Source organism: Dyadobacter pollutisoli, from assembly GCF_026625565.1.
Lineage (GTDB): Bacteria > Bacteroidota > Bacteroidia > Cytophagales > Spirosomataceae > Dyadobacter > Dyadobacter pollutisoli.
On sequence record NZ_CP112998.1, the window covers coordinates 2,205,747 to 2,230,641 of the forward strand.

The following is a 24,895-nucleotide window of genomic DNA, read 5'->3' on the forward strand; positions in this document are numbered from 1 at the left end:
TAAAAAGACAATTACGGCCGTTTCAGTAAATCATCGATCGTGAAAATGATGCCATTTTTCATGACCGATTTTACATTCCAGGCATCCCGGATCTGCACCAACGGGTCGCCGTCAACAATCACCAGATCGGCCAGCTTTCCTTTTTCCAATGATCCCAGATCTTTGCTCACACCCACGGCCTGCGCGGCCCAAAGCGTGGCCGATCGTAATGTTTCGAATGGACTGATGCCGCTATCCACCCAGGCTTGCAGCTCAGTATGCAGGCTCATGGCGTATGGAACAAAAGGGCTGTCGGTACCCGCAGTGACACGCGCACCGGAAGCCATTAAAGTTTTCGTAGTCTTCTGGATTTGACCAAAATTGCTCATATAGCCCGGAAACATTTTTTCAATCATGGGGACATTAGCTTTGATCTCATTGATGAATTCAGTGCTATAAAAGGCTCTGAACTGCTTGTTTTCGTAGAAATCGGGATCTTTGGAAGCCATCGCGAAGTAGCCGCCCTGCAATGAAATCGTGGGAGTGATATTCATTTGAGATTTGAGCAAAAGCTCCTTCACATCCTGGTAGCTATGGTTCATGGCGGTAATTTTCGGAGAATACCCGCGTCGGCTCGTGCCACCGATATGCTCCACCGCATCCACACCATAGCGCATAGCAGGGAATATTTCATGGGACGAAACCGGCAAACCGTGTGCATGGGCGAAGTTGGTAATGCGCTGCTGTAAAATATCAGGCATCCGTACATAGGTTTTGATCATATCATAACCCAGCCGCACCGACCTGTCGAGCTCCATATCCAGCTGGGAGGTAGAATAGATGCTATTGGCCAGCCCGTAGTAAATGCGGCTGCCATCGGTAAGTCCGCCGGTGAAAAACTCGCGCGGACCTGTGAGCGTACCGGCATCCCACGATTCTTTCCGTTCCAATGCATCGAATGGATCGGCGCCGGTTTCGCGGAGAGAAGTAATGCCGTAAGACAGCCACAGTCGGCCTAGTTTTTCGCCCGTCATAGCGTGCTGGTGGGTATGCATTTCGAACAGTCCGGGGATAATCGTTTTGTCGGATGCGTCAATGAGTTTTCCTGTCCTGCCGGCCTTGTGCGGTACAATTTCGCGGATGCGGTTACCTTCCACGATGATATCTACATTGGTATGGTAGGCTTCATTTTTACCGTCAAAAACCTTTCCCGCATGGATCACCGTGATCTCTTTGGGTTGCTTGTAGTCCCATTTGAAATTCAGGGGAATGGTTTCTATTTTCCCGTCAGCCAGCGTGATTTGCTTAATGGTATCCGTCGCCATAAAGACGATCGTTTTTGAATCGGCCGTCCAGCTGGGTACTTCGGATAGCTCGTGCGTCAGCACTTTCGGCGCGCCCACAATGTTGCCGGTCGCGTCCACTGGAACGGTCCAGAGCAAACCGTCCTGCGTGTACGCAATGTATTTGCCGTCGGGTGACCAGGCGGGGCCGTTTTTGGCGCGCATACCTAGGGAGCGTTCGGGCATTGGCGACACGAAACGGTCGGGCTGCTTGTCCAGCGAAACGAGGATGAATTTGTTGATACCTTCCCGGTAGCGCGTCGAATAAACTTGTAATCCCGACAATGCAATGGTCTGGCCATCAGGCGACCAGCTGGGCTGGCTGGGTACAAAAAGCGATTCGTGTATCTTCTCAATTTTCCCGGTTTTTACTTCTACGGTTTGCAAAGTACCGCGCCCCCAGGTGTTTTTGGAATCGCCCATATAAAAGGCAATTTTGCTTCCATCAGGTGACCAATTCGGATAATTCAAATCGTAATCCAGTTTAACGAGCATGGTTTGCTTACCCGTTTTGATGTCGTGCAGCCAAAGGTTCATCGCGCCTGAGCGGTCGCTTAGGAAGGCTAGCTGCGTTCCGTCGGGCGACCAGGTTGGGTCGGCGTCCATGTAGGCGTCTTTGGTTAATGCTTTGGGAATTGGATTTCCTTTTTCCAAAAGCCAGATGTCTCCCAATGCTGAGAAAACGTACCTTTTTCCGTCTGGCGACACATTTAAGCCTTTGATACCCTTCACAGATTTCGGTTTTCCTGCATTGAAATCGTAGGCTTTGCGTGCATATTTCGGCGTAACCACAGTAACCATTGCCTTGAACGGTACCAGCTCTTCATTTTTTTCGCCAACAGTCGAGATCTTGATCTTGCCGTCGGCGCTGTACATATATTCTTCTTCGTTCAACCAGCTGGTTCGGAAGGGGAACACATCTGAGATGCCCGCGCCCGTGGTCACGGTCAATGCAGTAGTAGTACCGGCTGCGATATCAAGATCCTGTAAACTGCTGAATGCGCCGGTGGAGAGGTTATAAAAAATGTGGGTACCTGCCGGATTGAATGCGGGAGCGGCCAGTTTTCCTGCGCTTTTGATCGCCAGTTTCTCGCCATCCGAGCTCCAAATGTAAATACCCGGCGCACTCGTACGCTCTGATATGAAGGTGATTTTTGAACCATCGGGTGAGAATGAGGGGCAGTAATCGTTGGCAGGATCTTTGGTGATTTGGGTCAATGCATGGGTGTGTAAATCCATTTTCCAGATATCATAATTGCCTGCCCGGTCGGACGAGAAGACAATGGATTTTCCGTCCGGCGACCATTCCGGTTCGCGCTCATCGAACACGCCTAATGTGATCTGCTTCAAGCCCGATCCGTCTTTATTGACCGACCAGATATGATAGTAACCGTCACGGAATGACTGAAAGGCAACTTTGCTGCCATCCGGCGACCAGCTGGGCTGGCGGTCGTCACCCATACCGTCTGTTAGTGCTTTGGCGTCGCCGCCAGCAATGGGAATGCTCCAAATAGTGCCCTGGATGTCAGCAGCAATGGTTGTTTTGTCGGGCGAGAGATCGAGCGCCATATTCGTGCCTTCCGTTAAAGCCACTTTAATGGAGTCAGCCGTCGTTGCGTAAGCTTTCGCATTTTTGGAATTGAAAAAAGAGACTAATAAAAGCAAACAAAAAACGCCCAAGGTAACACGGGGCGTTTTCAGTTGAGGTACTTCGGAGAATGGTGTAGGACGGATCATTAACACAATCTTTATGATGAAATAGAAGTGAAAATAGGAATGGGTAACAGCTTAATTTTTCTTCTTCAAAATGTCTTCAATCGCGAATACTTCACCGTTTCGGATGACGGTTTCTACATTGAGAACGTCTTTGATATTCTTTAACGGGTCGCCGTCAACGATCACGATATCAGCCAGTTTTCCGTTTTCCAATGTGCCCAGGTCTTTGCTCACACCCAATGCTTCTGCGGCATATAATGTGGCCGATCGCAGGGTTTGGTATGGCGTAATACCACCGTCGACCCAGCTTTGCAGCTCAGCATGGTAGCTGATCCCCGGATGAATTATCGGGGAATCAGTGCCGGGCGTGACGTGCCCTCCGCGTTCTACCATGGTTTTGACCGTTTTCTGGATATTTGAAAATGACGTTAAAAAAGCAGGATTGTTCTTGGCCCGCAATGCCGTTTGCGCCTTCATTTGCTCTACGACAACGGGCGTGTAAAATGCTGCGAATTGTTTGTGGTTAAAAAACTCCGGGTCTTTGTTAACGAGCATAGGCATTCCGCCTTGCAATGAGGCAGTTGGTGTAATGTTCATCCCCGATTTTATGAGCAGTTCGGTCACATCCTGATACGAATTGTTCATGGAGGTCAATTTGGGGGAATAGCCTCTGCGGCTCGTGGCGCCCATATGCTCCACCGCATCCACGCCGTAACGCATCGCAGGATAAATCTCGTGGGAGGACACCGGGATGCCGATGGAGTGCGCGAAATTGGTAACGCGCTGCTGCATGATATCGGGCATGCGTACGTAGGTTTTGATCATGTCAAATCCCAGCCGCTTGGCTTTTTCCAGTTCCAGTTCAAGTTGGGCACCGGCCACATTTCCGACATTCATACCATAGTAAATACGGCTGCCGTCCAGGATACCACCGGTGTAAAAGTTACGCGGCCCCAATCTGCGTCCGCTCGCCCACGACTCCTTCCGCTCGATGACGTCATAAGGATCGCCGCCCGGTTCGCGAATGGTAGTGATGCCATAGCCCAGCCACAGCCGGCCAAGCGGCTCACCAGCAGCGGCAGACTGGTGTGTATGCATTTCAATAAGTCCCGGAATGACGGTTTTGGAAGATGCATCGATCAGTTTTCCGGCCCTGCCCGCTTTGTGGGGCTCGATTTTTACGATCCTGTTCCCTTCAATGATCACGTCCACATTAGTCTGATAACCATCTGTTTTACCATTGAAAAGCTTGCCTGCGTGAATGACATATTGCGCGGTCGGCTGCTTTATTTTATAGCTGAGTTTCAATGGAATGGTTTCGGTAGCGCCGCTGAGCACCGATACTTTTTTTAAAACATCAGTCGCCATGAATACAATGCTTTTGGAATCGCCCGTCCAGCTGGGATTTTCGGCCAGCTCATTGGTAAGGCGGCGGGGTGCTGCAAGCAGGTCGCCTTTTTCGCTTACCGCCACCGTCCAGAGCACGCCGTCCATCGAGAATGCGAACTTGCTACCATCCGGCGACCAGTACGGGCCATTTTTGCCGCGGGTCGAAAGCGTCCGTTCGTTAGCAGGAGTGATGTAACGATAGCTTTTGTCGGCCGTTGAAATAATTAAGAACTTGCTGACGCCTTCACGGTACCGGGTGGAGTAGGGCACCAGTGAGGACACTACCACATACTTGCCGTCTGGTGACCAACTGGGTTGCGAACCGTCGAAAATGGGTTCATATAAGGTGTTCGATTTGCCGGAAGCAATGTCGATTGTTTTCAATGCATAACGTCCGAAAACCGAGGCGTCTTTTTGGTAATAAGCGATTTGCTTGCCGTCGGCAGACCAGGACGGCATCGTAATGGGCTCTGGCGCGTCGAGGAGCAATGTTTCTTTCCCCGAAACCATATCCCGGGTATACAGGTCCATGTTACCTTTTCGATCGCTGAGGTAGGCGAGCTGCTTGCTGTCGGCAGACCAGGAAGGGTCAATTTCTATAAAATCATCATTGGAAATTGGGGTGGGTATCTCGCTTCCTTTCTTCAAAATGTACATATCGCCCAGGGCCGTAAATGCAATGTTTTTACCGTCGGGCGAAACCACTGGCCCTCGGATACCTTTGACGGCCTGGTCAGTTTTTGCATTGAAATCGTAGGTTTTGGTCTTGTAAGGTGTTCGTCCCAAAGTCATTTGAACCTGAAATGGAACAGCAGAGCCTTGTTTTTCACCCAGCTTTTTCCTGATGATCTTACCGTCGGTCGTGTACAAGTATTCGGTATCGGACAGCCAGAATGCTTTAAATGGAAACACATCTTCCCCAGGTTCGGACAGGGTTACCCATTCGCCGCCGCCCAGCATTGCCATGTCCAGCACGGTTTTACCATCGATAAAATTGTTGAAAATGATCTTCGGCTGGCTGGGATGCCACATGGGCGCGCCGAGTTTTCCGGTAGTGGTCAGGAAAAGCTTTTCATCGCCAGCGGTTTCATCATCTGCAACTTCTTTGATGTAAATCCCTGGGGCCGACGTGCGTTCCGAAACGTAACTGATCCTGGTACCGTCCGGGGAGAATGCAGGGAAATAATCATTGCCCGGGTCCTTGGTCAGTTGTGTCAGTTTGCCATTTTCAGTTTCGAGCTGCCAAATGTCGTAGTTACCGCTGCGATCAGAGGAAAAAAGTAGTTTTTTGCCATCGGGCGACCAGGAAGGCTCGCGGTCATCGAATGTGCCGAATGTCAGCTGTACCGGCGTACCGCCTTTTTTATCCACCGAATAAATATGAAAGTTACCGTCCCAGAACGCCTGAAAAGTGATTTTTGAACCGTCCACAGACCATACCGGCTGGCGGCAATCGCCGAACTCATCAGTGATTGCTTTGGCCACCCCACCATTTACAGGAACAGTGAAAATAGTGCCCTGCAAATCCATCGCAATGGTTTTCTTGTCCGGTGAGAGTGCAATGGCCAGGTTGGTACCTTCTGTGAGGGTTACTTTCACAGAGTCGGCATTACCAATGATCGCACCGGCCTGCACATTCAATGCAGCCAAGCCAAAACTTGCCAGGAACAGGAGCGATATTTTGTGGTTTTGAAAAAAAGTCATCCGGCAGTCGATGGTTTAGGAGATTTTCAAAAGGGGTATTACAGGTTTACGGGCGTTTTTACAAATACTCCCGGAACCGGCTTGGGTGCACTGGTATTGGAATTGACTTCTGCTTCACTGTAAATCATGCGCTCGGGCAGCACGCTGCCTGCGCTCGGAGGTAACTGTACCGCCACTGCTTCTTTGCGGGTACGTCTCAAATCATTGAAACCCAGTATTTGTCCATTGAATGTGATATATCTTTCCATCAAAATTTCCCGTAGTAAAGCTTGTTCAGGAGCTTCACCATCTTTGTTGAGCATTCCGCCCGGTGCAATGTCGGCGGCGGTGTAGGGTTCGTAGAGATAGGCGTAAGTGCCCGTTTTGTAAGTTGGATCGAGATCCCCGCCGGTGTTGAGATAGGCACGGTACGCATTCAGTTTTTCGAGCCCGGCAGTGACACCTTCGCTGCGCAAACCTGCTTCCGCCAGCGTCAGCATGTTTTCGGAATAGGTAACCAGCGGATAGGAGGTCGATTGGCCGAAAAGGCCGCGCGAAACGGCTGTACTGTTGGTATTTGGCGATACCGGAATGGCGGTACCAGTCGCGCTTACCGTAATGAAATGATAGTTGTAGCGCGCCGTTTCATTGGTTTTTGCATTGCCACGATAGGTGGGGCTAGCCGGGTTCAGCAGTTTTGGAGCCAGCGCAAGCGATGAGTTGACATCACCCACACGACTTCTTGCGATGAATGCATACATCAGGTTTTCGTTCACATTGAGGGTAGTACCATGGGTCACTACCCACGATCTGGCCGCGGAGGTAATGCCTTTTCCGGCAGCAGCATAGGCAAGGTCGTACTCTTTGGTTTCCATGTAAAACCTCGATTTTAGCGTGTAGGCTGCCTCTTTCCATTTGCCGGCGTCGCCCTGAAAGAATATGTCGGCCACGCCGGGGGAAGTACCAATCCCTGATTCAAGATCAGCGATTGCTTCGTCGAGCAGGGCTTGTAATTTGCCGTAAACGGTCGCTTGTGGTTCAAAAGCGGGGTTTGGGAACTTGGTAATGTCGGATGCTTCCGAAAACGGAATGTCTCCCCAACAAGCTGCGGCGGTACCCAGTGCATTGGCGCGCAATATTTTCGCAATTCCCTGAACCAGACGGTTATTGGTCGCTTCCGATTTGCTGATCACCAGCTTGGTTTGCTCAGCTACGCCCTGGTACACAAACTGCCACACGTCATTGAAAGATGCGCCAGTCACATTGTAGCTGTAAATGTCCTTGTACTGTCTGTCGGTACCGGTAAAGTATCCCGACCACATGGCCGCAACCCGGGCCAGGTGGCCTTCCTGGACGGACACATTTCCCAGTTCGGCGCCGGTCAGAATGAGTGACGCGGAGGCATCCGTCGGGTTATTGAGGTCGGTATTCATATTGTCGACCAGTGATTCGCAGGATACGAGTCCGGCGACTACGATCAGGCTTACCAGTCTTGTGAATGTCCTTCTTTTCGTTTTCATATCTTTTGAGAATGAGATTTCTTGGATGGATGCTGTGATGCAGGAATACCTAGTAATTTACTTTCAGTGTAAACAGGAATGAGCGGGTGCCCGGCGTGTTAAAATAGTCCATGTTGCGTCCCGCCGGTCCGCCCGACATATTGGTGTCGGGATCAATGCCGACTACTTTTGTCCAGAGGAAAAGATTACGCCCCGTTACAGAAAATTCGATCGCCTGCAATTTGGTCGCCTTCCTGAACGCATCGGTGTCCAGGCGGTAAGAAAGGGACAGCTGACGAAGGCGCGTCCAGCTGCCATCTTCCACGAATTGTTGTTTCAATGAACCAAAGCCACTTCCTAATGTAGTATACCAGCTTTCATCGAGCAGTACCGGGCCAGCACCGAAATCTTTCATGTTACCACGAACTGTCGTGCCTGCCGCAATGGTTTTGCCGGCGTAGTTTTTGGTATCTGCCGTCAACGTAACCTCATTACCAGTGTCAGCATGCGTACCGAAATTGTACATAATACCTCTCGTGCCGCTGAAATAGTCGCCGCCCTGCGAAGTTTCAAACAATACGTCCAGACTGAATTTCTTATAAGAAAAACTGGTTCCGAAACCACCGATCCAGTCCGGGTTTGGATTGCCTACTACCCCTGTTACCGGATCGGCGACTGGAAATCCATTGGCATCCAATGTGATAGAGCCGTCTTCCTTAGTCAAATAGCGGCTGCTCCAGAACACGCCGGTGGGCTGTCCTACCACCGCGCGGGCGTCCAGGAAGTTTTCGATACCGCCCACCAGGTAAAGCGATTGGGTGCCGGCCAGGTCAAGGACTTTGCTTCGGTTGCGTGTGAAATTGCCGCGTACCGCCCAGTTGAAGCTTCCTTTTTTTGATCACTTCGTAGCTCAGATCCATTTCAAAACCTTTGTTTTGAAGTTCGGCTGCATTGGTATACTTGGTTGCAAAACCGGTGCTGGGCGCAAGTGTCACCGGTACCAGCACATCTTTCACTTTGTTGTTATAATACGTCAGTCCCAGTTTCAAACGGTTTTGGATCAACCGCATATCAAGACCAATCTCATACTCTGCTTTTCGTTCTGGTTTCAGGTACTGGTCGCCCATAGAGCTTCCCTGGCTGTATGCCCCGTTGCCAAACTGCGAACCTACGAGGTTGTCGCCCCACGGATTGGCACTGAAAGTAGTGGAAGAAAAAATCGTATTGGAGCGGTAAGGCAGAGGCTGTACACCCACGACGCCATAGGAGGCACGCAATTTGGCAAAATTGATGCCCGGCGCACTTTCCATGAATTTGAGTTTAGTAAAAATCCAGGCCAAGTCGGCAGATGGATAGTAGAATGTTTTGTCCGACAGTGCACCAAACGAAGACGCGGATTCAGCGGCTCCGGAAAGGTTCAGGAACAATGCGTCGTATGCCGAAAAGCTGGCCGTAGCATAGGCACGAACGGTACGGACCTCCGTTTTCAGGTTGACAGGCGTGCGGTTCAATGCAGTGGCGTTGGCAAAGTTGGCGGGGGCGTCGGCAACGAGGAAGTTGTTGATCGTGACACCCATGTTGTTGTATTTTCGGTTATTGAGGTTGACACCCACCACGTATGTTGAAGCGAAATTGGGGCCGAAATCTTTGGTAGCACGTGCCAGCAGATCGGCATTCACCTGCGTTTCTTTGGTAACCTGCTCTTTGTATTGGCCGGTTCCTGCGCCGGTAATGTCATTAACCGGGAAATAATTGATCTGCTCATCGGAATAGGTATCCAGTCCGGCGCGTGCGATAATATCGAGCCACGACGCTGGTTTGATCCCCAACTCGGCGCTGTTCATGAAACGGTCAACGTCAGTCGTGTTTTGTTGTTCGTAAAGAGCCCAGAGGGAGTTGTTGTTCGCCGGGTTGATCACTGCCCCGAGGTAGCTGCGGTAACCTCTTTGTCTGTTCAGGATCGGAGAAGCGGTGGGGCTGGTATAGTAACTTCCTTTGTAATCCGAAATGTCAAAATCCGCTGGGTTGCGAAGCAAACCTACTGTGGCTCCCGAGAGGTTATTACCCCGCTGGATCCTGTCCGAAAAGCTTTTGGTATAGGCAGCCGTAGCCGACATTCTTACGATTTCGTTGAATTTACGTTCAACATTCAGGCGTATTGTTGTACGGTTGTAAGTACTGTTGCCACGCTGCACACCTTTCTGACGAATATCTCCAACGCTGAAAAAATAGGTCGTTTTCTGATCGCCGCCACTCAGGCTCAAAGCATTGTCGATAAAGTAACCATTGCGAAAAACCTGGTCGTAGTTGGAGTCGTTGTAAACCTCCTTCGAATTCTTTTTAATGATCGGATAGTATTTGGTGCCGTCCTGTGCTTCGAAAAAAGCTCCGGCTGTATTTACCTCGTCGGCGCCACCAGCCCTTGATTCAATTTTGTCACCCCAGGCATTGGCCCCATTGGGATTGTACAGCCCGGCGGAACCCTGCCCGAACTTGCCCTGAAACGGATGAAAGCGGTTGATCTGATCAACGGAATACGTGGAGCTGAATGCGATATTCATTTTGTTGCTGTCGGCGCCTCTTTTGGTGGTGATCAGTATCACACCATTGGCGGCGCGTGAGCCCCATAGTGCCGCCGCGGATGCTCCCTTCAGTATTTGCATGGAAGCAATGTCATTGGGATTAATGTCGTTCAAACGTGACTGAGGTACCACGCCGCCCGAAGTGCCGCCTTCGGTGGTGTTGCTGATCGGGATTCCGTCCACGACGATGAGCGGTTGTGTATTTCCGGTCAGTGTGTTCTGGCCCCGGATTTGGATAAATGCCGCTGCACCGGGATCACCGGCTGCTCTGGAAATCTGCACACCGGCAGCTTTGCCGGCCAGGGCGTTGATCACACTCGTTTCTCCCGATTTGGCAAGCGCTTCACCCGCGACTTTACTGCTTGTTGACCCCAGCCGATCAGCTGCTTCTTTAAAGCCGAGCGCGGTTACCACGACTTCGGACAACGCCTGCACATTTTCACCCAGCACTACATCCAGCACCGATTTATTGGCGATCGGAACCTCCTGCGTGACGTAGCCAATGTATGAAAACACCAGTATCCCCTCGGTCGTGGGGACATCGATTTTGTAAGCCCCGTCCACATCGCTTACTGTCCCGATATTGGCGCCTTTTAAAAGAATGTTGACGCCCGGAATACCGTTTCCGTTGGCTTTATCGGTCACTTTTCCAGTGATCCCAAATGCCTTGGTATCGTACTCAGAGCTGGAATCTACTTTGAGCATGGAGACGGAGGGACCGCCCGTATTTTTCGCCTGATTTTTGCCCGACGTACTATCGTCTTTGAACAAAACATAAAAGCCTTCCCGCGACTTCCTGTACTGGATTTTCGAATCCCTTAACACAATATCAAGCATGCTTTCGATCGTCGCATCCCTGCCTCCGGCTGTCATTAGTTTTGTATTGATCACGATGTCCTCAACAAGGCCCGTTTGGTAGGCGATAGATACATTGTACTTGCCCTCAAGTTCTTTCAATCCGTCTTTGAGCTGAATGTACTGGGGTTTCTGTGACTCGTGGGTTTGCCGGTCGCGGATCAGATAGGATACCATTTGACCTTGCACCGGGGCTAAAATGCCAGTGAGCCAGGGAAGCGTGTACAAGAAAATCCTGGAAATGTTTTTCATAATGGTTCAACTATGGTTGGATTTGTAACGATTTTATATATACGTAATAGAGTAAAACGGGTCGTACAGCAAGCAAGAGCACACTAACGAGCATGATGTGATGCTTTGATGTATTTTCTGAAAATGGAACAGGTTATATTAGGGTATCATTTTGAGACTGTTTCCCGTTTGCGGCTCAGGAATGCAAATCTCTCCCCGGAGTGTGTCCGACTAATCGGCCAGCATTAACTTATTATCTTTTTGGACTAGTTGTAATTCGAACAAATTAGCAATATCCTGGATCAAAATGTCGGCCTGGCTTGCGCTGAGCGGAATAGAGCCTGAGACTTTTTTGTTCAAAAGATCCTGGTTTTCGACGGTGACCATTATACCGTAGTTTTCTTCCACTTTTTGCAACATTTCTTTCAACGATGTACCTTCCAGTCGCCAGCGGCCCTTGGTCCAGGATGAATAAGTCTCAGGGTTAACTTTCACTTTTTCAATCTGTTCCGATTTGGGACTGGTGATCTGCACCAGGTCGCCCGGTTTCATGTACAGTTCTTTTTTCTCTGCCGGCAAGCTCAGTCTGATACTTCCGGATTTGAGCACTATGCAGCTTCTCTTGGCCCGGTCGATGACATTGAACTCGGTACCGAGCACTTCAATGTTTTTGCCATTGGACAAATGGACAGTAAAAGTAGTGTTGGTGTGCATGTGCCTCACATCGAAAAAGGCCTCACCTTCGAGCCATATCTCACGCGGCTGATCGCCCCATGATGTTTGATAGCTAAGCTGACTGTTTCCATTCAAGACCACCTCGGAGCTGTCGGGCAGCATGATGTGCCGAACCTCTCCGTACGATGTGGCTACTCTGGTGATATTTGTTTTTTTTAACCAAATAAAAGCAAATGCTGCAATCAGCAGGACGCTTGCGGCAATGGAGATGTATTGTTTTATATTCCTGTTTTTCCACATTGAAATTTCAAGCCCCAGCGGTTCATTGCTTGCAGAAGTTTTCTGATTTTCGATGTATTGAAGAGAGACATCCCAAACCTCGCTTTTGGACATCATCAGGTCGGCAAAAATGTCGTCTTCCTGTTCCGCAGCTTTGTCATCGTCGGCCCATTCCATTGCTTTGGCGGCATTATCTGGGTGCTGTGAAAGCCATTGCTCAACCATACTGTCTTCCGCAGGGGTGGTTTTTCCACTAAAATAGAGCATTATCAGCTTTTTAGAGACTTCCATAGCGGCCAGCTTCGGGTGAATAATATCAGTTCAGATTGTACGTCGGCGGTTCTATTTGTACAGAGTCATATTTGAATGTGGTACCCTACGAAAAAGGTAAAATATTTTTGTAGAAGCGTGAATTACTGAAATAATATTTGCCGATACATTAAAATGACGATAAAATTGCAACAATAGCAGCATCGGGCGAGTACTGGTTTTAGAGCTTAATCCGATTGAGACATGATTCGTAACTACTTCAAAATTGCATTCCGGAATTTGCTTTCGGACGGCTGGTATTCAGCACTTAATATTGGTGGTTTGGCAGTGGTGCTGGCAGTGAGCCTGCTGCTGTTCTGGTGGGTAAAGGACGAGCTGAGCTTTGACAGCTTCCATGCCGATGCCGACCGGATTTACCAGATTAATGCACATTTTGGAAAGGGTACCGATGAAAACACTTTTACATCCACGCCCGGACCTGTCGCTGCGGTTACCAGAAAGCAGTTGCCCGAGGTGGCTAGTGCTGTCCGCATAGGATACTATCCTTCGGGAACGTTCCGTGCCAACGGAAAAACGTTCACGGAGCGCGGTAATCTTGCCTATGCGGATGGTAATTTTCTCGAAATATTCAGCGGTTTCCAGGTGCTTTATGGCAACGAAAAGCAGCCATTTGGATCACCAAATTCGGTGGTACTGACTGAAAAACTGGCCCGGAAATTCTTCGGGACTGCTGATGCGATCGGTAAGATCATTACCGATGTCGAAAGCAATGTGTCATTTACGGTTAGCGCCGTTCTGGCCGATGCTCCCGACAACTCGTCGCTCAGGAACAATATGTACGTGAATATGGAAGTGCTGAGGAACGCCGATCCGGCAAAAGGCGGTAAGAAGCTCATGGACGAGAACTGGGACGATTACAGTTTTAGCACCTATGTCAAACTGGGTCCGAACGTTGATCCGGCGGCGGTGGGGAAAAAACTGACATTTATTCAGGCAGCTGCGCTTAGAAAGCTTGAAATTACGTCCGACTACCGCCTCCAACCCCTCACTGACACGCACCTCAACCCGGTGGAAGGCAATGACGCGGTGATGAAGCAGGTACAGATTTTGGGGACAGTCGCGCTGCTTTTGCTGGGTATCGGCTGTATCAACTATGTGAACCTTACCACAGCCCGGGCCACCAGGCGATGCCGGGAAGTAGGAATCAGGAAGGTGGTCGGGGCGGGTGTATGGCAGCTGGCCAGGCAGCTGCTCATTGAATCGGCATTGACATTGGCTTTATCGTTGGTATTGGCCATTATTCTTTTACAGGGGCTTTTGCCGTTTTATTCAAGTGTGACGGGCAAGTCTGGTCACTTTTCGCTGGGTGATCCTCAGGTATGGCAGGTACTGGCGGGGTCTTTGTTGTTCTGTTTCATTTTGGCGGGCATTTACCCTGCACTACTGGTTTCAAGGTTCAATCCAATCACGGCATTGAAGGGATATTCCAGCCAGGCAAGTGGTGCAGGCTTGCGGAAATTATTAGTGGTGACCCAGTTTTCGCTCGCTACAGTGCTCATCGTGGGCACTTTTATTATCGGCAGCCAGCTGCGGTTTATTCGGGAGCGCGATCCGGGATATAACCGAAAACATGTTTTCGCATTCAATGGACGCAAGTTTACGCCTCAATTCAAACGGGCATTGATGAATGAATCGAGCATTCTTGGAGTGAGCACGTCCACGGAGTCACCGGTTAATGTGTTGACCGGAACGGTATCCAGTGACTGGGACGGAAAGGAAAAGGACCGCGTTGTGGTGATGGCGCAGATGAGTGTGGACCAGGACTTTATTCCAAATTTTAAGATGAAACTTGTCGCCGGACGTAATTTTAGCGGTACGAAAGCGGATTCAACCCACTTCATTTTAAATGAAACAGCGGTAAAGGAAGCCGGGATCAAGGATCCGGTTGGAAAACGGTTTAAAAGAGAAAGTACGGAAGGGATCATCATTGGTGTGGTCAAGGATTTCAACACTACTACAATCCGTGAATCGGTTTGGCCGCTCATTATGTATAGTAACCCTGCTTGGAATAGCATTATCAACGTGCATACTACCGGCGAACAGGCGCCGGCTGCATTGGCTGCCGCCGAAAAACTCTGGAAGCAGTATTTGCCCCAGTATCCGTTTGAGTATGCTTTCCTTGACGCAAATTATGATCAGATGTACCGGTCTGAGCAGCAAACCGGGCAGCTGTTCAACTTCTTCGCCGGTATCGCCATTGTTATTTCCTGCCTGGGGCTGCTGGGACTAGCTTCTTTTACGACCGAGCAGCGCACCAGGGAAATTGGCATCAGAAAGGTGCTTGGCGCTACAGTACTGAACATAACAGCATTACTTTCAAAAGATTTTATAAAGCTGGTCATTCTCGCCATTGCCATTGCGTCGCCCATTGCCTGGTTGCTGATGGACCATTGGCTGAAAGATTTTGCATACAAAGTCACAATCCAATGGTGGATATTTCCGCTGGGCGGTTTACTGGCGATTGCTAGTGCGCTGCTGACGATTAGTTTCCAAAGTATCAAGGCGGCGCTGGCCAATCCGGTCAAATCGATCAAGTCGGAGTAGCCCGTGCGATTATGAGCGTATTTGATCAATGATGGTTCAGTAGTTGTTTTTCACGGATCAGTTTGATCAATGCTTCTGAAATGTCGGCATGACCGGAAGCTTTGATATGACCGTCAACCGGGTAATAGTCGCTGGTTTTAAGGATATTGTGAGTGGGCAGGAAGAAAAGTCGGTCGTCTCCCAACCGCTTTCCCTCAGCTTCAAAAGCGTTGATCATTTCAGGGCGCGTGTAGCGTCCGTCCAGGTGCATCACCACGATGTTTCCTTTATAAAACTGTCGTATCCGTCCCAGCGACTTGAAGAAATATTCAGTGTGAATTTTGGTTTTCGCCGGTGTTTTGATATCCGGCGGAGTGTTTACAGACAGCTGTCTACCATGGACCCAGGACGAAATTGCCGTCGTAATTTCTCTGGTCACCATTACCGGGCATGTCCAAATCCGCTTTAAAAGGTCTTTTTCCCTGACAAAAAAGTAGGTGTAGCGCATCGGGAAATAGCTTTCATTGATGCGGTTGAAAATCGTGGTATTGTGAAATGTCTCGGGCGTGAGCAGCTGGCCCTGCAAATTGGGTTCGTTGCGCGCCTCGTTTTCTTCACGGTCATTATCACAATATTGCAGGACTACGAGTTTGCAGGAATCGCGCTTGATTTTGGAGAAAAGCAGCATTTCCCGAAAGGTACCATAAGACGAAATGCCCGCATTCAGCGTGCGCACTCCCAGTTTTTGCTCAACCATACTGGCATAGTTCTCTTCCTGGCCCACTCCCCAGCCCATAGTAAATGAATCACCGAGGAAAACGATTGACGGATTATCCAGCGATGCTTCGTCGTCACGAACGCCAAAGCTGTTGATCCTGAATTCAGTATCAAATTCAAGGCTTGCGTGCTGTCCGCTGCTGTTTGGCCGTAACGTGTAACCCAGCTCGGGGGAATAACTGCTGAACTGGCGGTTAAACTGCACCACATCACGATAGTCGATCCATCGGTTCAGGACACCGACTTCATGGTGCGCAACATGCTGGTTAGCGCTGATGACATGCCGGATGTACAAATAGGAAACTGCTTCAAGCACCACGGGAAAGGCCAGGCAAAGCAAGTACGGGAGTTTTAAAGAACGTCCGATGCCCAGAAAAAGAAGAACAAAAGCCGCCGGTATGAGCGATTTGAAAAGGTAAATGGTAAAAATGTAGTGTGTGAAGATCTGCCACCGGTAAACAGTTATTGCAAGCAACAAATAACCTGAAAACATGGTGACCAATCTTATCTGATTATTGGTCATAGAGCAAAAGGTTTATCGGAAGCAAATTAGGGGTTACAAACGAACCAAGTGCTAAAAAAATGGAAAATTTTCAAAAGTATTGTCCCACTAATGCAGAACAACACGCACACCTGGTCGAACACCAAAATCATCGAAGTAAAAGGGACTCACGCGATCTGCATTTCATAGCCGAATGCTGTTTCCAATGTCATTATCCGGTCCGGTACTACGGCAATTAGTAAAAAGCAATTTGTTTTTGCACAAACTATTCTTGTAATATTTCAAAATTGAACCCAGCTGCAAATGCGACGGGATTTAATTTTGTGCCGAGAAAGTATGTTTTTTCTGATAGGAAACCCAGAGTGGCAACGTTCCCGGCAACGTCTGCGTAAAAAAAATGTTCGATACCATTGTTCACGATTAGAAATGGCTTCAAATTAAGTTCGGCCCGATAAACCACCATTCGGCCTGTCTTGGGAAAATTATATTTTTTTTATCTGACGGTTTAACCTGCGGTCGCATCTTTTTACACAATACCCTGCATGAACTATCAATCTGTGTCCGATGAAAAGCTGATCCTTGCGCTCGTTGAGGATGACAGCATCGCATTCAGGGAAATTTATCAGCGGTACTGTAAAAAAATGGTTTTGATGGGCCTTAGCAAGGTTGGAGATCAGGACGTGGTTGAGGGAATCGTGCAGGACGTTTTTCTGAGGCTTTGGGAACGCAGGAGGCTACTGAGGGTCGACAACATGGAAGCCTATCTGATCACGGCGATGAAGTATGCGTGTATCAATCACATTAAGTCGGCAATGGTCCATGAAAAGTACGTTAGCTATGCTCATGTGGAGTTTCCATATGCTGTTTGCAGTGCGGACGAGCAGCTGAATGTAGAGGAGCTGATGGGCAATATTGAGCGTCGTCTCAGGCAATTCCCCGAAAAAGCCCAGCAAATTTTCCGGCTCCACAAGCTGGAATACAAGTCGACCAAAGAAATTTCTTGCCAAATCAATATGCCGCAAAGGACGGTGGAGCATCATCTTACCCTGGTCGTGAAAGCATTGCGGCTCTATTTCAAAGATTATCTGTGAGATGCATAGACAGTAATCGGACTAAAACAAATCCAATGAAGCGAGTTTTGATGAAAATCATGTGCCTGCTGGCACTCTTTTCGTGCGTAACGGCCGTAGCACAGGTACAGGTGGGTGAACAGAATTTCGTTGTTTCACAGGACGGAACTGGCGATTTCAAAACGATCCAGGCGGCTGTTAATGCAGTACGGGACCACTCGGAAATGAGGGCCATGATACGGATCAAAGCAGGTACGTACCGGGAAAAGCTCGTGATCCCGTCCTGGAAGAAGAACATTGCGCTGATCGGCGATGATAAGGCAAACACCATTATTACCGGAGCGGACTTTTCGGGCAAGGATTTTCCGGGCGGAGATTTTACCGGGAACTTGAAATACAGTACCTACACGTCCTACACCGTGCTGGTGCAAGCCAATGATTGCCTGCTGCGCAACCTGACGATTGAAAATACAGCGGGAAGAGTAGGGCAGGCCGTGGCGCTGGCCACCGAGTCGGACCGGCTGGAAGTCATTGATTGCAAACTTCTTGGAAATCAGGACACATTGTATACTGCAAAAAGTGGACGAAACTATTTTAAAAGCTGTTTCATCGCTGGTACGACGGACTTTATTTTCGGTGAAGCCACGGCTTTATTCGAGCAATGCACGATTAAAAGCCTGGCAGATTCCTACATTACCGCTGCTTCTACTACCAAACACCAGCAGTTTGGCTACGTGTTTCTTGACTGCAAGCTGATTGCGGCGGCGGAGGTTACGAAAGTTTTTCTGGGCAGGCCGTGGCGGCCATATGCCAAAACCGTCTTCATTAACACGACCATGGACAAACACATTGTAAAGGAAGGCTGGGACCCGTGGAAAGGCGACAATATGTTTCCGGAAAAGGAGAAAACTACATTTTACGCGGAATATAACAGTTCCGGCGAAGGTGGGAATATGGCAAACCGGGTTAACTGGGCTATGCAGTTGAGCGAGCAGGATGTGAAGAAGTACACACTTCAAAATATTTTCGGAGACTGGTCACCTTCTGGGCGTTAGTCGATCTGGATTACAAAACAGATTGGGATATGAGGGTCGCTGGCGTGCATCGCCAGCGACCCTTTCCTTTTAGTCAATATAATAAAAGAAAGAATATTTTATATAAACCTGGCTATTTATAGGATTTATTAAATAATAAATAAAAAGTTTTGCGGTTTTGCCCCGTCTTCCTGACTACCAGATGAACAGACAAATTAGCAATCGCAGGCATGAGCCGGGAAAAATTCGCAGCATTACTTGAAAAATATCAGGAAGGGAGATGTAGTGACCAGGAAAAGGAACTGGTCGAATACTGGTTTGCTTTGGTCGAAACCAATGTAGCTCCCAAGGCCGCCGAGCATGACTTGAAAGGAATGGAGGACAGGATATGGTCTCAGATGCAGGTGGAAGCATTACCCGATTTTCGGGAAGGCAAACCGGTGGTTCCGTTAAGAAATATTTTCCTGAAATGGAGCGGTGTTGCCGCTTCTCTGCTGCTGGTAACCTGGTTTTTTCTGGGGGATCGGTTCGGTGAAATGTTCCGTGCCGGGACCAATGGCGCTGAAAGCGCCTGGGTTGAAAAGAGGAATGACGGCACGGGCACGATGCTGATTACGCTCGAAGATAGCAGTACCGTGGAGCTGGCACCGAATAGCGTGTTGAGCTTTCCCGAACATTTTGAACCTGGCCAGCGTGTGGTAGCGCTGAAAGGCAAAGGTTTTTTCAAAATTCAGAGAAACGCGCAAAAACCATTCTTTGTTCGGTCCGGGGAAATGGTTACCAAAGTATTAGGTACCAGTTTTTATGTTCAGAATGAAGCTAATGGCTTGAAAACCAAAGTGGAGGTAGTAACCGGGCTGGTATCGGTGTATGGCGCGGACGGCTTAAAAGGAAAGCAGGCGAATCCAATACTTTTAAAGCCAAATCATAATGCCACGTTTGACCGCGAGACCGAAGCATTTTCTGTCGGACTTGCCGAACAGCCACGCCTGGTGAATGCGGATATCGCTTTTCAGTTCAAAAATGCCCCGCTTGCCATTGTGGCTGAGCAAATCACCAAGGCCTGGGGTATCGACATTGAGACAAAGAACCCTCAGATCATGAATTGTCCGCTGACGGCCGACCTGAGCGGACAGCCGCTTTTTATACAGCTTGACATTATTTGCGCAGCGCTTCATGCTACTTACAAAGTCGACGGAACAAGGATCTGGATTTCCGGGCAGGGCTGCAAACAAGCAAAATCCAGTTCATTCATCACCCTTAAACCAAGCCAATCGAATATGTAAACATCGCCGCAACGTAAAACGCTGGCCATGCAGCGAACATGGGCCAGCGCCATCAATTACTGGGAGGCAGACAGCGAATCAGGCCATCCCGCAATCTCAATTTTATCAAATGTCCATTCAATAAAACATTTAAAGGTATGAAAAAAACAGAACCTTTACTTTCCGGCACAGTCACTTACATACGCCACAACAGGGGGCAGGCTGCCTTTTTGAGGCTGGTCATGTCCGTGATGTTAGCTTGCTGTGCGACAGTATCATTGGCCGGCAGGAATCACCAGCAGGATGTAATGTCCAGACCGGTTACCTTAAAATTTCAGAATCAAAAATTTGAGACGATACTCAATAGCATTGAAAAGCAGACAAAAGCGCGAATCGTTTACAGCTCAGAACGGATCAATGTGGCCCGCATCGTGTCGGTAGATGTGACGAAAAAACGCCTGGATGCCGTGTTGGAAGATCTGCTTCTGCCGCTAAACCTGACCTACCGGCTGATAGGTGGACAAATTGTCCTTGAAAAGCTGGACAAAGACGAATCAAAAACTGAAAACTCAGCCAAAGCACCGGCTGACCGCACGGTCACGGGTACATTGACGGATGAAAAAAATGCCGTTCTGCCGGGAGTCAGTGTCATTTTGAAAGGTACTAACCGGGGTACATCGACAGACGGACAGGGGAAGTTCAGCCTGGTGGTACCGGATGACAACAGTCAGATTTTGACATTCTCATTTGTAGGCTACCAGAGCCAGGATATCGTAATCGGCACGCAGACGACGATCAATGTATCTCTAAAACCTGATGTGGGTGCGCTGGACGAAGTGATCGTGATCGGCTACGGCGCGGTCCGCAAGCGTGATTTGACCGGCTCGGTGGTGCAGCTGAAAAGCGAGCAGCTCAAAGAAGTCCCGTCGGCCAATGTACTGGATGCGGTACAAGGCAAAATCGCCGGTGCGGACATTACCCGCAGCAGCGGCCAGGCGGGTGCCGGCGTGAACATTACCATCCGCGGTAACCGCTCGATCGGAGGCAACAACTCGCCGCTGATCATTGTGGACGGCGTTCAATATGGAGACCTGGCCGATATTAATTCCAATGACATCGAATCGATGGAGGTACTCAAAGATGCTTCTTCGATTGCCATTTATGGATCGAGAGGCGCCAACGGGGTCATCCTGATTACGACCAAAAAAGGCAAATCGGGCAGCCCAGATATTTCTTTCAATTCCTACGCAGGGGTGTCCCAGGTGACCATGTATCCCAAAGCTATGGATATCAATGGGTTCAGGGATTTTAAAAGAGAAGCCTGGCGTGCGGCCGGTGTGTGGAATAGTCCGGCGGATGATCCGGCTATTTTTACCAATGTTGCCGAATATGAGGCATTGCAAAAAGGAAACTGGACTGACTACCAGGATGCACTGCTGCATTCAGGGTTTCAACAGAATTACCAGGTCGGATTTCGTGCTGGTTCGGAGAAGTTGAAATCATACGTTTCTGTCGACTATTTCAACGAAAAGGGCGTGCTGAAACTTGACGAATTGAAGCGCTACACAGCCAGACTGAATGTGGATTATACCCTCACCGACTGGATGAAAATAGGACTACAGAGCCAGCTGACCTACTACAACCAGAGCGTGCGCCGTGACCCATTGAACCAGGCCAATAAAATCAGCCCGCTCGGCTCGCTTTATGACGATCAGGGAAAGTTCAATTTCCTGATGCTGGATGGACAGACCGCCAACCCATTGTCGGATGAACAACCCAATGTTTTTAAAAATAATATTCTGACTACCAGGATACTTACGAATGGCTATGTGGAGATCACACCCTTGAAAGGCCTGACCCTTCGCAGCACGCTGGGCGTGAATTTGTCAGCTTCGAGAAATGGAGCATACTCTTCGCCCAAGTCCATTGAACGGTCACTGACCGGCAAATCCCTGGCGACTTACAATACCTCGAACGGTAGGACCATAAACTGGGAGAATGTCATTACCTACCAGAAAAATGTCGGGCAACACAACTTTACATTGACTGGTATCGGTAGTTCCCTGGCAACATCCTCCGACAATGCATCCGCTTCGGGTGTTAACCAACTGATTCCCGCACAACTATTTTATTCGCTGGGCAGCGCTACGGAAGAGATCAAGATCAATTCGTCCTACTCCAAAAATAACCTCGTATCTTTTGCTGCGCGGGTCAACTATGGGTTTAAAGAAAGATACCTGTTGACCCTCACGGCCCGTAAGGATGGTTCATCCAAACTTGCGGCAGGCAACAAATGGACGTTTTTCCCGTCTGCCGCATTTGCGTGGAGGATCATTGATGAGAGCTTTATGAAAAATGTAAAAGCATTGAGTGATCTCAAACTGAGGGTGAGCTATGGTATAGCAGGAAATGATCCTTCCGGTCCATATGCGACACAAACTACGTTGACGCGCATTGCCTTCGGTTTTGATGAAGTAGCATATCCGGCTTATACTTTTTCCCGCAATGTAGGTAACGCAGAACTGGGCTGGGAGCTTTCTGCAACGCAGAATCTGGGCCTTGATTTTGGTCTTTTCAATGGCCGGATCAATACCTCGGTCGACTACTACGACACACGGACGTCGGACTTGTTGCTGAACCGCGGCCTTCCGCCGACTACTGGCGTCACCACTGTAAAGCAGAATATTGGCAAAACCCGGAACCGGGGTATCGAGGTCGCATTGACCAGTACCAACTTGCGTACACAAAACCTGACGTGGACATCGACACTTACATTTACTAAAAACAAAGAGCAGATCACCGAGCTGGTGACGGAGGGAAACGACATTGGAAACGGCTGGTTTATCGGCAACCCGATCAGTGTTTATTACGACTACGAGAAGCTTGGGATCTGGCAGACGTCGGAGGCAGATGCTGCCCGCGCGCTTTCGCCCACCCAGCTACCCGGGGAAATTAAGGTAAAGGACCAGAATGGTGATGGCAAGATCGATGCGGTTAATGACCGGATCATCCTCGGCAGCCCACGTCCGAAATGGAGCGGAGGCCTTGATAATACCATCAAATTCAGAGGGTTTGATCTGAATGTGCTGCTTTACGCAAGAATAGGTTCAATGATCAATTCCGATCGTTATGCAAGGTTTGACCAGCAGGGAGTGGGAAACAGTACAGCTGGCCTTGACTATTGGACACCTGAAAACCCGACCAACGCATACCCGCGTCCGAATAAAAATGCGGGACTCAAATACTTGTCAACACTGGGTTATCAGGATGGTTCGTATGCTCGGTTACGTAATGTCACGCTTGCCTACAATTTGCCCATGAGTAAGCTCAACTGGAAGGTTGTGCGTGGTGTACGGATATATGCAACGGCCAAAAACCTGGCGACATTCACCAAGCTGAACTATGATCCGGAAAGAGGTGGGTCAGAGAATTTTCCAATGACCAAACTTTTCGTTTTCGGACTCAATGTGAACCTGTAACCCAAAAACACGAAGAAAACTATGAAATCAATACTTATCAAAGCGGGGTTACTGAGTGTGTTCCTGCTGACGCAATTCTCTTGTGAAAATGTGCTGGAAGAATATAATCCGTCGGGACTGACATCGGAAACGGTATATACGACGCCCGAGGGTTTTGAGACCCTGGTGAATGCCGCTTACTCGTACCAGAGGTGGTGGTATGGTAAGGAAGAAGGGTACAACATCTCCGAAACCGGTACCGACATCTGGACAAGCGGGGCCGGGGAGGTGTACCGTGACCTGACCCAGTACCTGAACCTTCAAGGCAGTAATGCGGCCCTGACCAGCGAATGGAGGGAGTTTTATGCGGCTATTAATTTGTGTAACGGTGGTATCAACAGGATTGAGCAGGCGGGCCTTTCCGCAACATTGCGGCCTGTGCGTGAAGGAGAGCTGCGGTTCTTAAGAGCATTCTATTACTGGCACATTGTGGAGACCTGGGGTGGCGTACATTTTACCACAACAGAAACCAACGGGATCGTGACGACTGCCAACAAAACGCCGGTTGAAACCTTCTATAACCAGATTTTTGAAGACCTGAAAATCGCTGTAAACAATCTCCCGGCCACTCAGCCGCAGTACGGCCGCGTAACCAAAGGCGCAGCACAGGCGTTTCTGGCCCGGATGTATCTGACCCGTGGCATGAACAAGGAAGCCCTTGAAATGGCAGAAGCCGTCTTAAATGGCGGTTACGGTTATAAACTGGAAGACAATTTTGCCAATCTTTGGAAAATGTCCAATCAGAAATCAAAAGAGGTTATCTATGCAGTTGATTATTCAGCTAACCTGGCTTTGAATGACCTGGCCAATACCACATTTAACCCTTATGGTCACGGTCGCGGAAGTAACAATGCGCACTTGTTGTTCCTGATGAAATACGATGACCGGCCAGGTATGGTGAGGGACCTGCCGAATGGACGGCCATTTAATCGCTACATGCCTTCCAGGTTCCTGCTGGACCTTTACTCTGAGGATGACGCCCGGTACGAAGGCAGTTTTATCGAAGCCTGGTATGCCAACACGATTCCGTCGTCATTGCCTGCGGGAATGAGCCTGGGCGATACCGCTGTGTACTGTACCAGGAGGGAGATTGCGGATGCCGTTGAAAAAACGAAAAAGTACCAGACCAACGACCGCAGCAAGATATATCTCGCGGACGGAACCGTTAAGGACAATCTGCGGTATCCGACACTCTCCAAGTTTATGGACCCGACGCGTGCGAGCCTGAACGAGGCACAGAGCGCCAGGGATGTGTTTGTGATCAGACTGGCAGAAGTGTATCTTGTAGCTGCGGAGGCGGCGATGCAGCTGAGTAACCTGCCCAAAGCCGCCGAGTATATTAATGTGCTCAGAAGCAGGGCTGCTAAGACCGGGAAGTTGGCGGTGATGCTGATCAAACCTGCGGATGTGTCACTGGACTTCATTCTCGACGAACGTGCCCGCGAATTGGCTGGTGAGCAATTGCGCTGGTTTGACCTGAAACGGACTGGGAAACTGGTGGAACGTATTAAAAAATACAATCCCGATAATGCCGTCAACATTCAGGAGCATCACATGGTACGGCCCATTCCGCAGACGCAACTGGATGCGGTCGTAAACAAATCAGAATTTAAGCAAAATGCAGGTTATCAATAGATTATCTCAG

Annotated in this window: 13 protein-coding genes; 6 read left to right on the top strand and 7 right to left on the bottom strand. The window is 49.3% G+C overall.

The features are described 5' to 3' along the window. Window positions 1-11: 11 nt before the first annotated feature. From ON006_RS09040 to ON006_RS09065, 6 genes are all read right to left on the bottom strand, one after another. Window positions 12-3,059, bottom strand: coding sequence for a DPP IV N-terminal domain-containing protein (locus ON006_RS09040; RefSeq protein WP_244818800.1), 3,048 nt, complete (start codon window positions 3,057-3,059; stop codon window positions 12-14). A gap of 51 nt (window positions 3,060-3,110) precedes the next feature. Further along, the gene (locus tag ON006_RS09045) at window positions 3,111-6,131 is read right to left on the bottom strand and encodes an amidohydrolase family protein (protein ID WP_244818799.1); all 3,021 of its coding nucleotides are present in this window, start codon (window positions 6,129-6,131) and stop codon (window positions 3,111-3,113) included. A 38-nt stretch (window positions 6,132-6,169) separates the two neighbouring features. Continuing rightward, window positions 6,170-7,630, bottom strand: a complete 1,461-nt coding sequence (locus ON006_RS09050; RefSeq protein ID WP_244818798.1) for a SusD/RagB family nutrient-binding outer membrane lipoprotein — start codon at window positions 7,628-7,630, stop codon at window positions 6,170-6,172. 49 nt (window positions 7,631-7,679) lie between these two features. Then, window positions 7,680-8,411, bottom strand: coding sequence for a SusC/RagA family TonB-linked outer membrane protein (locus tag ON006_RS09055; RefSeq protein ID WP_267609973.1), 732 nt, complete (start codon window positions 8,409-8,411; stop codon window positions 7,680-7,682). 28 nt (window positions 8,412-8,439) lie between these two features. Further along, window positions 8,440-11,298 (bottom strand): SusC/RagA family TonB-linked outer membrane protein, encoded by a 2,859-nt coding sequence (locus ON006_RS09060; RefSeq protein WP_267609974.1) that lies wholly within the window; start codon window positions 11,296-11,298, stop codon window positions 8,440-8,442. A gap of 210 nt (window positions 11,299-11,508) precedes the next feature. Next, entirely contained in the window at window positions 11,509-12,498 is a 990-nt protein-coding gene (locus tag ON006_RS09065; protein ID WP_244818796.1) for a FecR family protein, read from the bottom strand. 246 nt (window positions 12,499-12,744) lie between these two features. Here ON006_RS09065 and ON006_RS09070 point away from each other — a divergent pair, with 246 nt between their 5' ends. Then, a complete protein-coding gene (locus ON006_RS09070; protein WP_244818795.1) occupies window positions 12,745-15,105 on the top strand; it encodes an ABC transporter permease in 2,361 nt (786 codons plus the stop codon). A 25-nt stretch (window positions 15,106-15,130) separates the two neighbouring features. Here the strand turns inward: ON006_RS09070 and ON006_RS09075 are convergent, their stop codons facing one another. Beyond that, window positions 15,131-16,384 (bottom strand): SGNH/GDSL hydrolase family protein, encoded by a 1,254-nt coding sequence (locus tag ON006_RS09075; RefSeq protein ID WP_244818794.1) that lies wholly within the window; start codon window positions 16,382-16,384, stop codon window positions 15,131-15,133. Between the two features lie 521 nt (window positions 16,385-16,905). Between ON006_RS09075 and ON006_RS09080 the strand changes: the two genes are divergently transcribed. From ON006_RS09080 to ON006_RS09100, 5 genes are all read left to right on the top strand, one after another. Then, a complete protein-coding gene (locus tag ON006_RS09080) occupies window positions 16,906-17,454 on the top strand; it encodes a sigma-70 family RNA polymerase sigma factor (protein WP_244818793.1) in 549 nt (182 codons plus the stop codon). Window positions 17,455-17,489: 35 nt separating this feature from the next. Next, the gene (locus tag ON006_RS09085; RefSeq protein WP_244818792.1) at window positions 17,490-18,488 is read left to right on the top strand and encodes a pectinesterase family protein; all 999 of its coding nucleotides are present in this window, start codon (window positions 17,490-17,492) and stop codon (window positions 18,486-18,488) included. 209 nt (window positions 18,489-18,697) lie between these two features. Further along, a complete protein-coding gene (locus tag ON006_RS09090) occupies window positions 18,698-19,753 on the top strand; it encodes a FecR family protein (protein ID WP_244818791.1) in 1,056 nt (351 codons plus the stop codon). 137 nt (window positions 19,754-19,890) lie between these two features. Then, a complete protein-coding gene (locus ON006_RS09095) occupies window positions 19,891-23,211 on the top strand; it encodes a SusC/RagA family TonB-linked outer membrane protein (RefSeq protein ID WP_244818790.1) in 3,321 nt (1,106 codons plus the stop codon). Between the two features lie 21 nt (window positions 23,212-23,232). Next, on the top strand, window positions 23,233-24,885 hold the full coding sequence (locus ON006_RS09100; protein WP_244818789.1) for a RagB/SusD family nutrient uptake outer membrane protein: 1,653 nt from the start codon (window positions 23,233-23,235) through the stop codon (window positions 24,883-24,885). Window positions 24,886-24,895 lie beyond the last annotated feature (10 nt).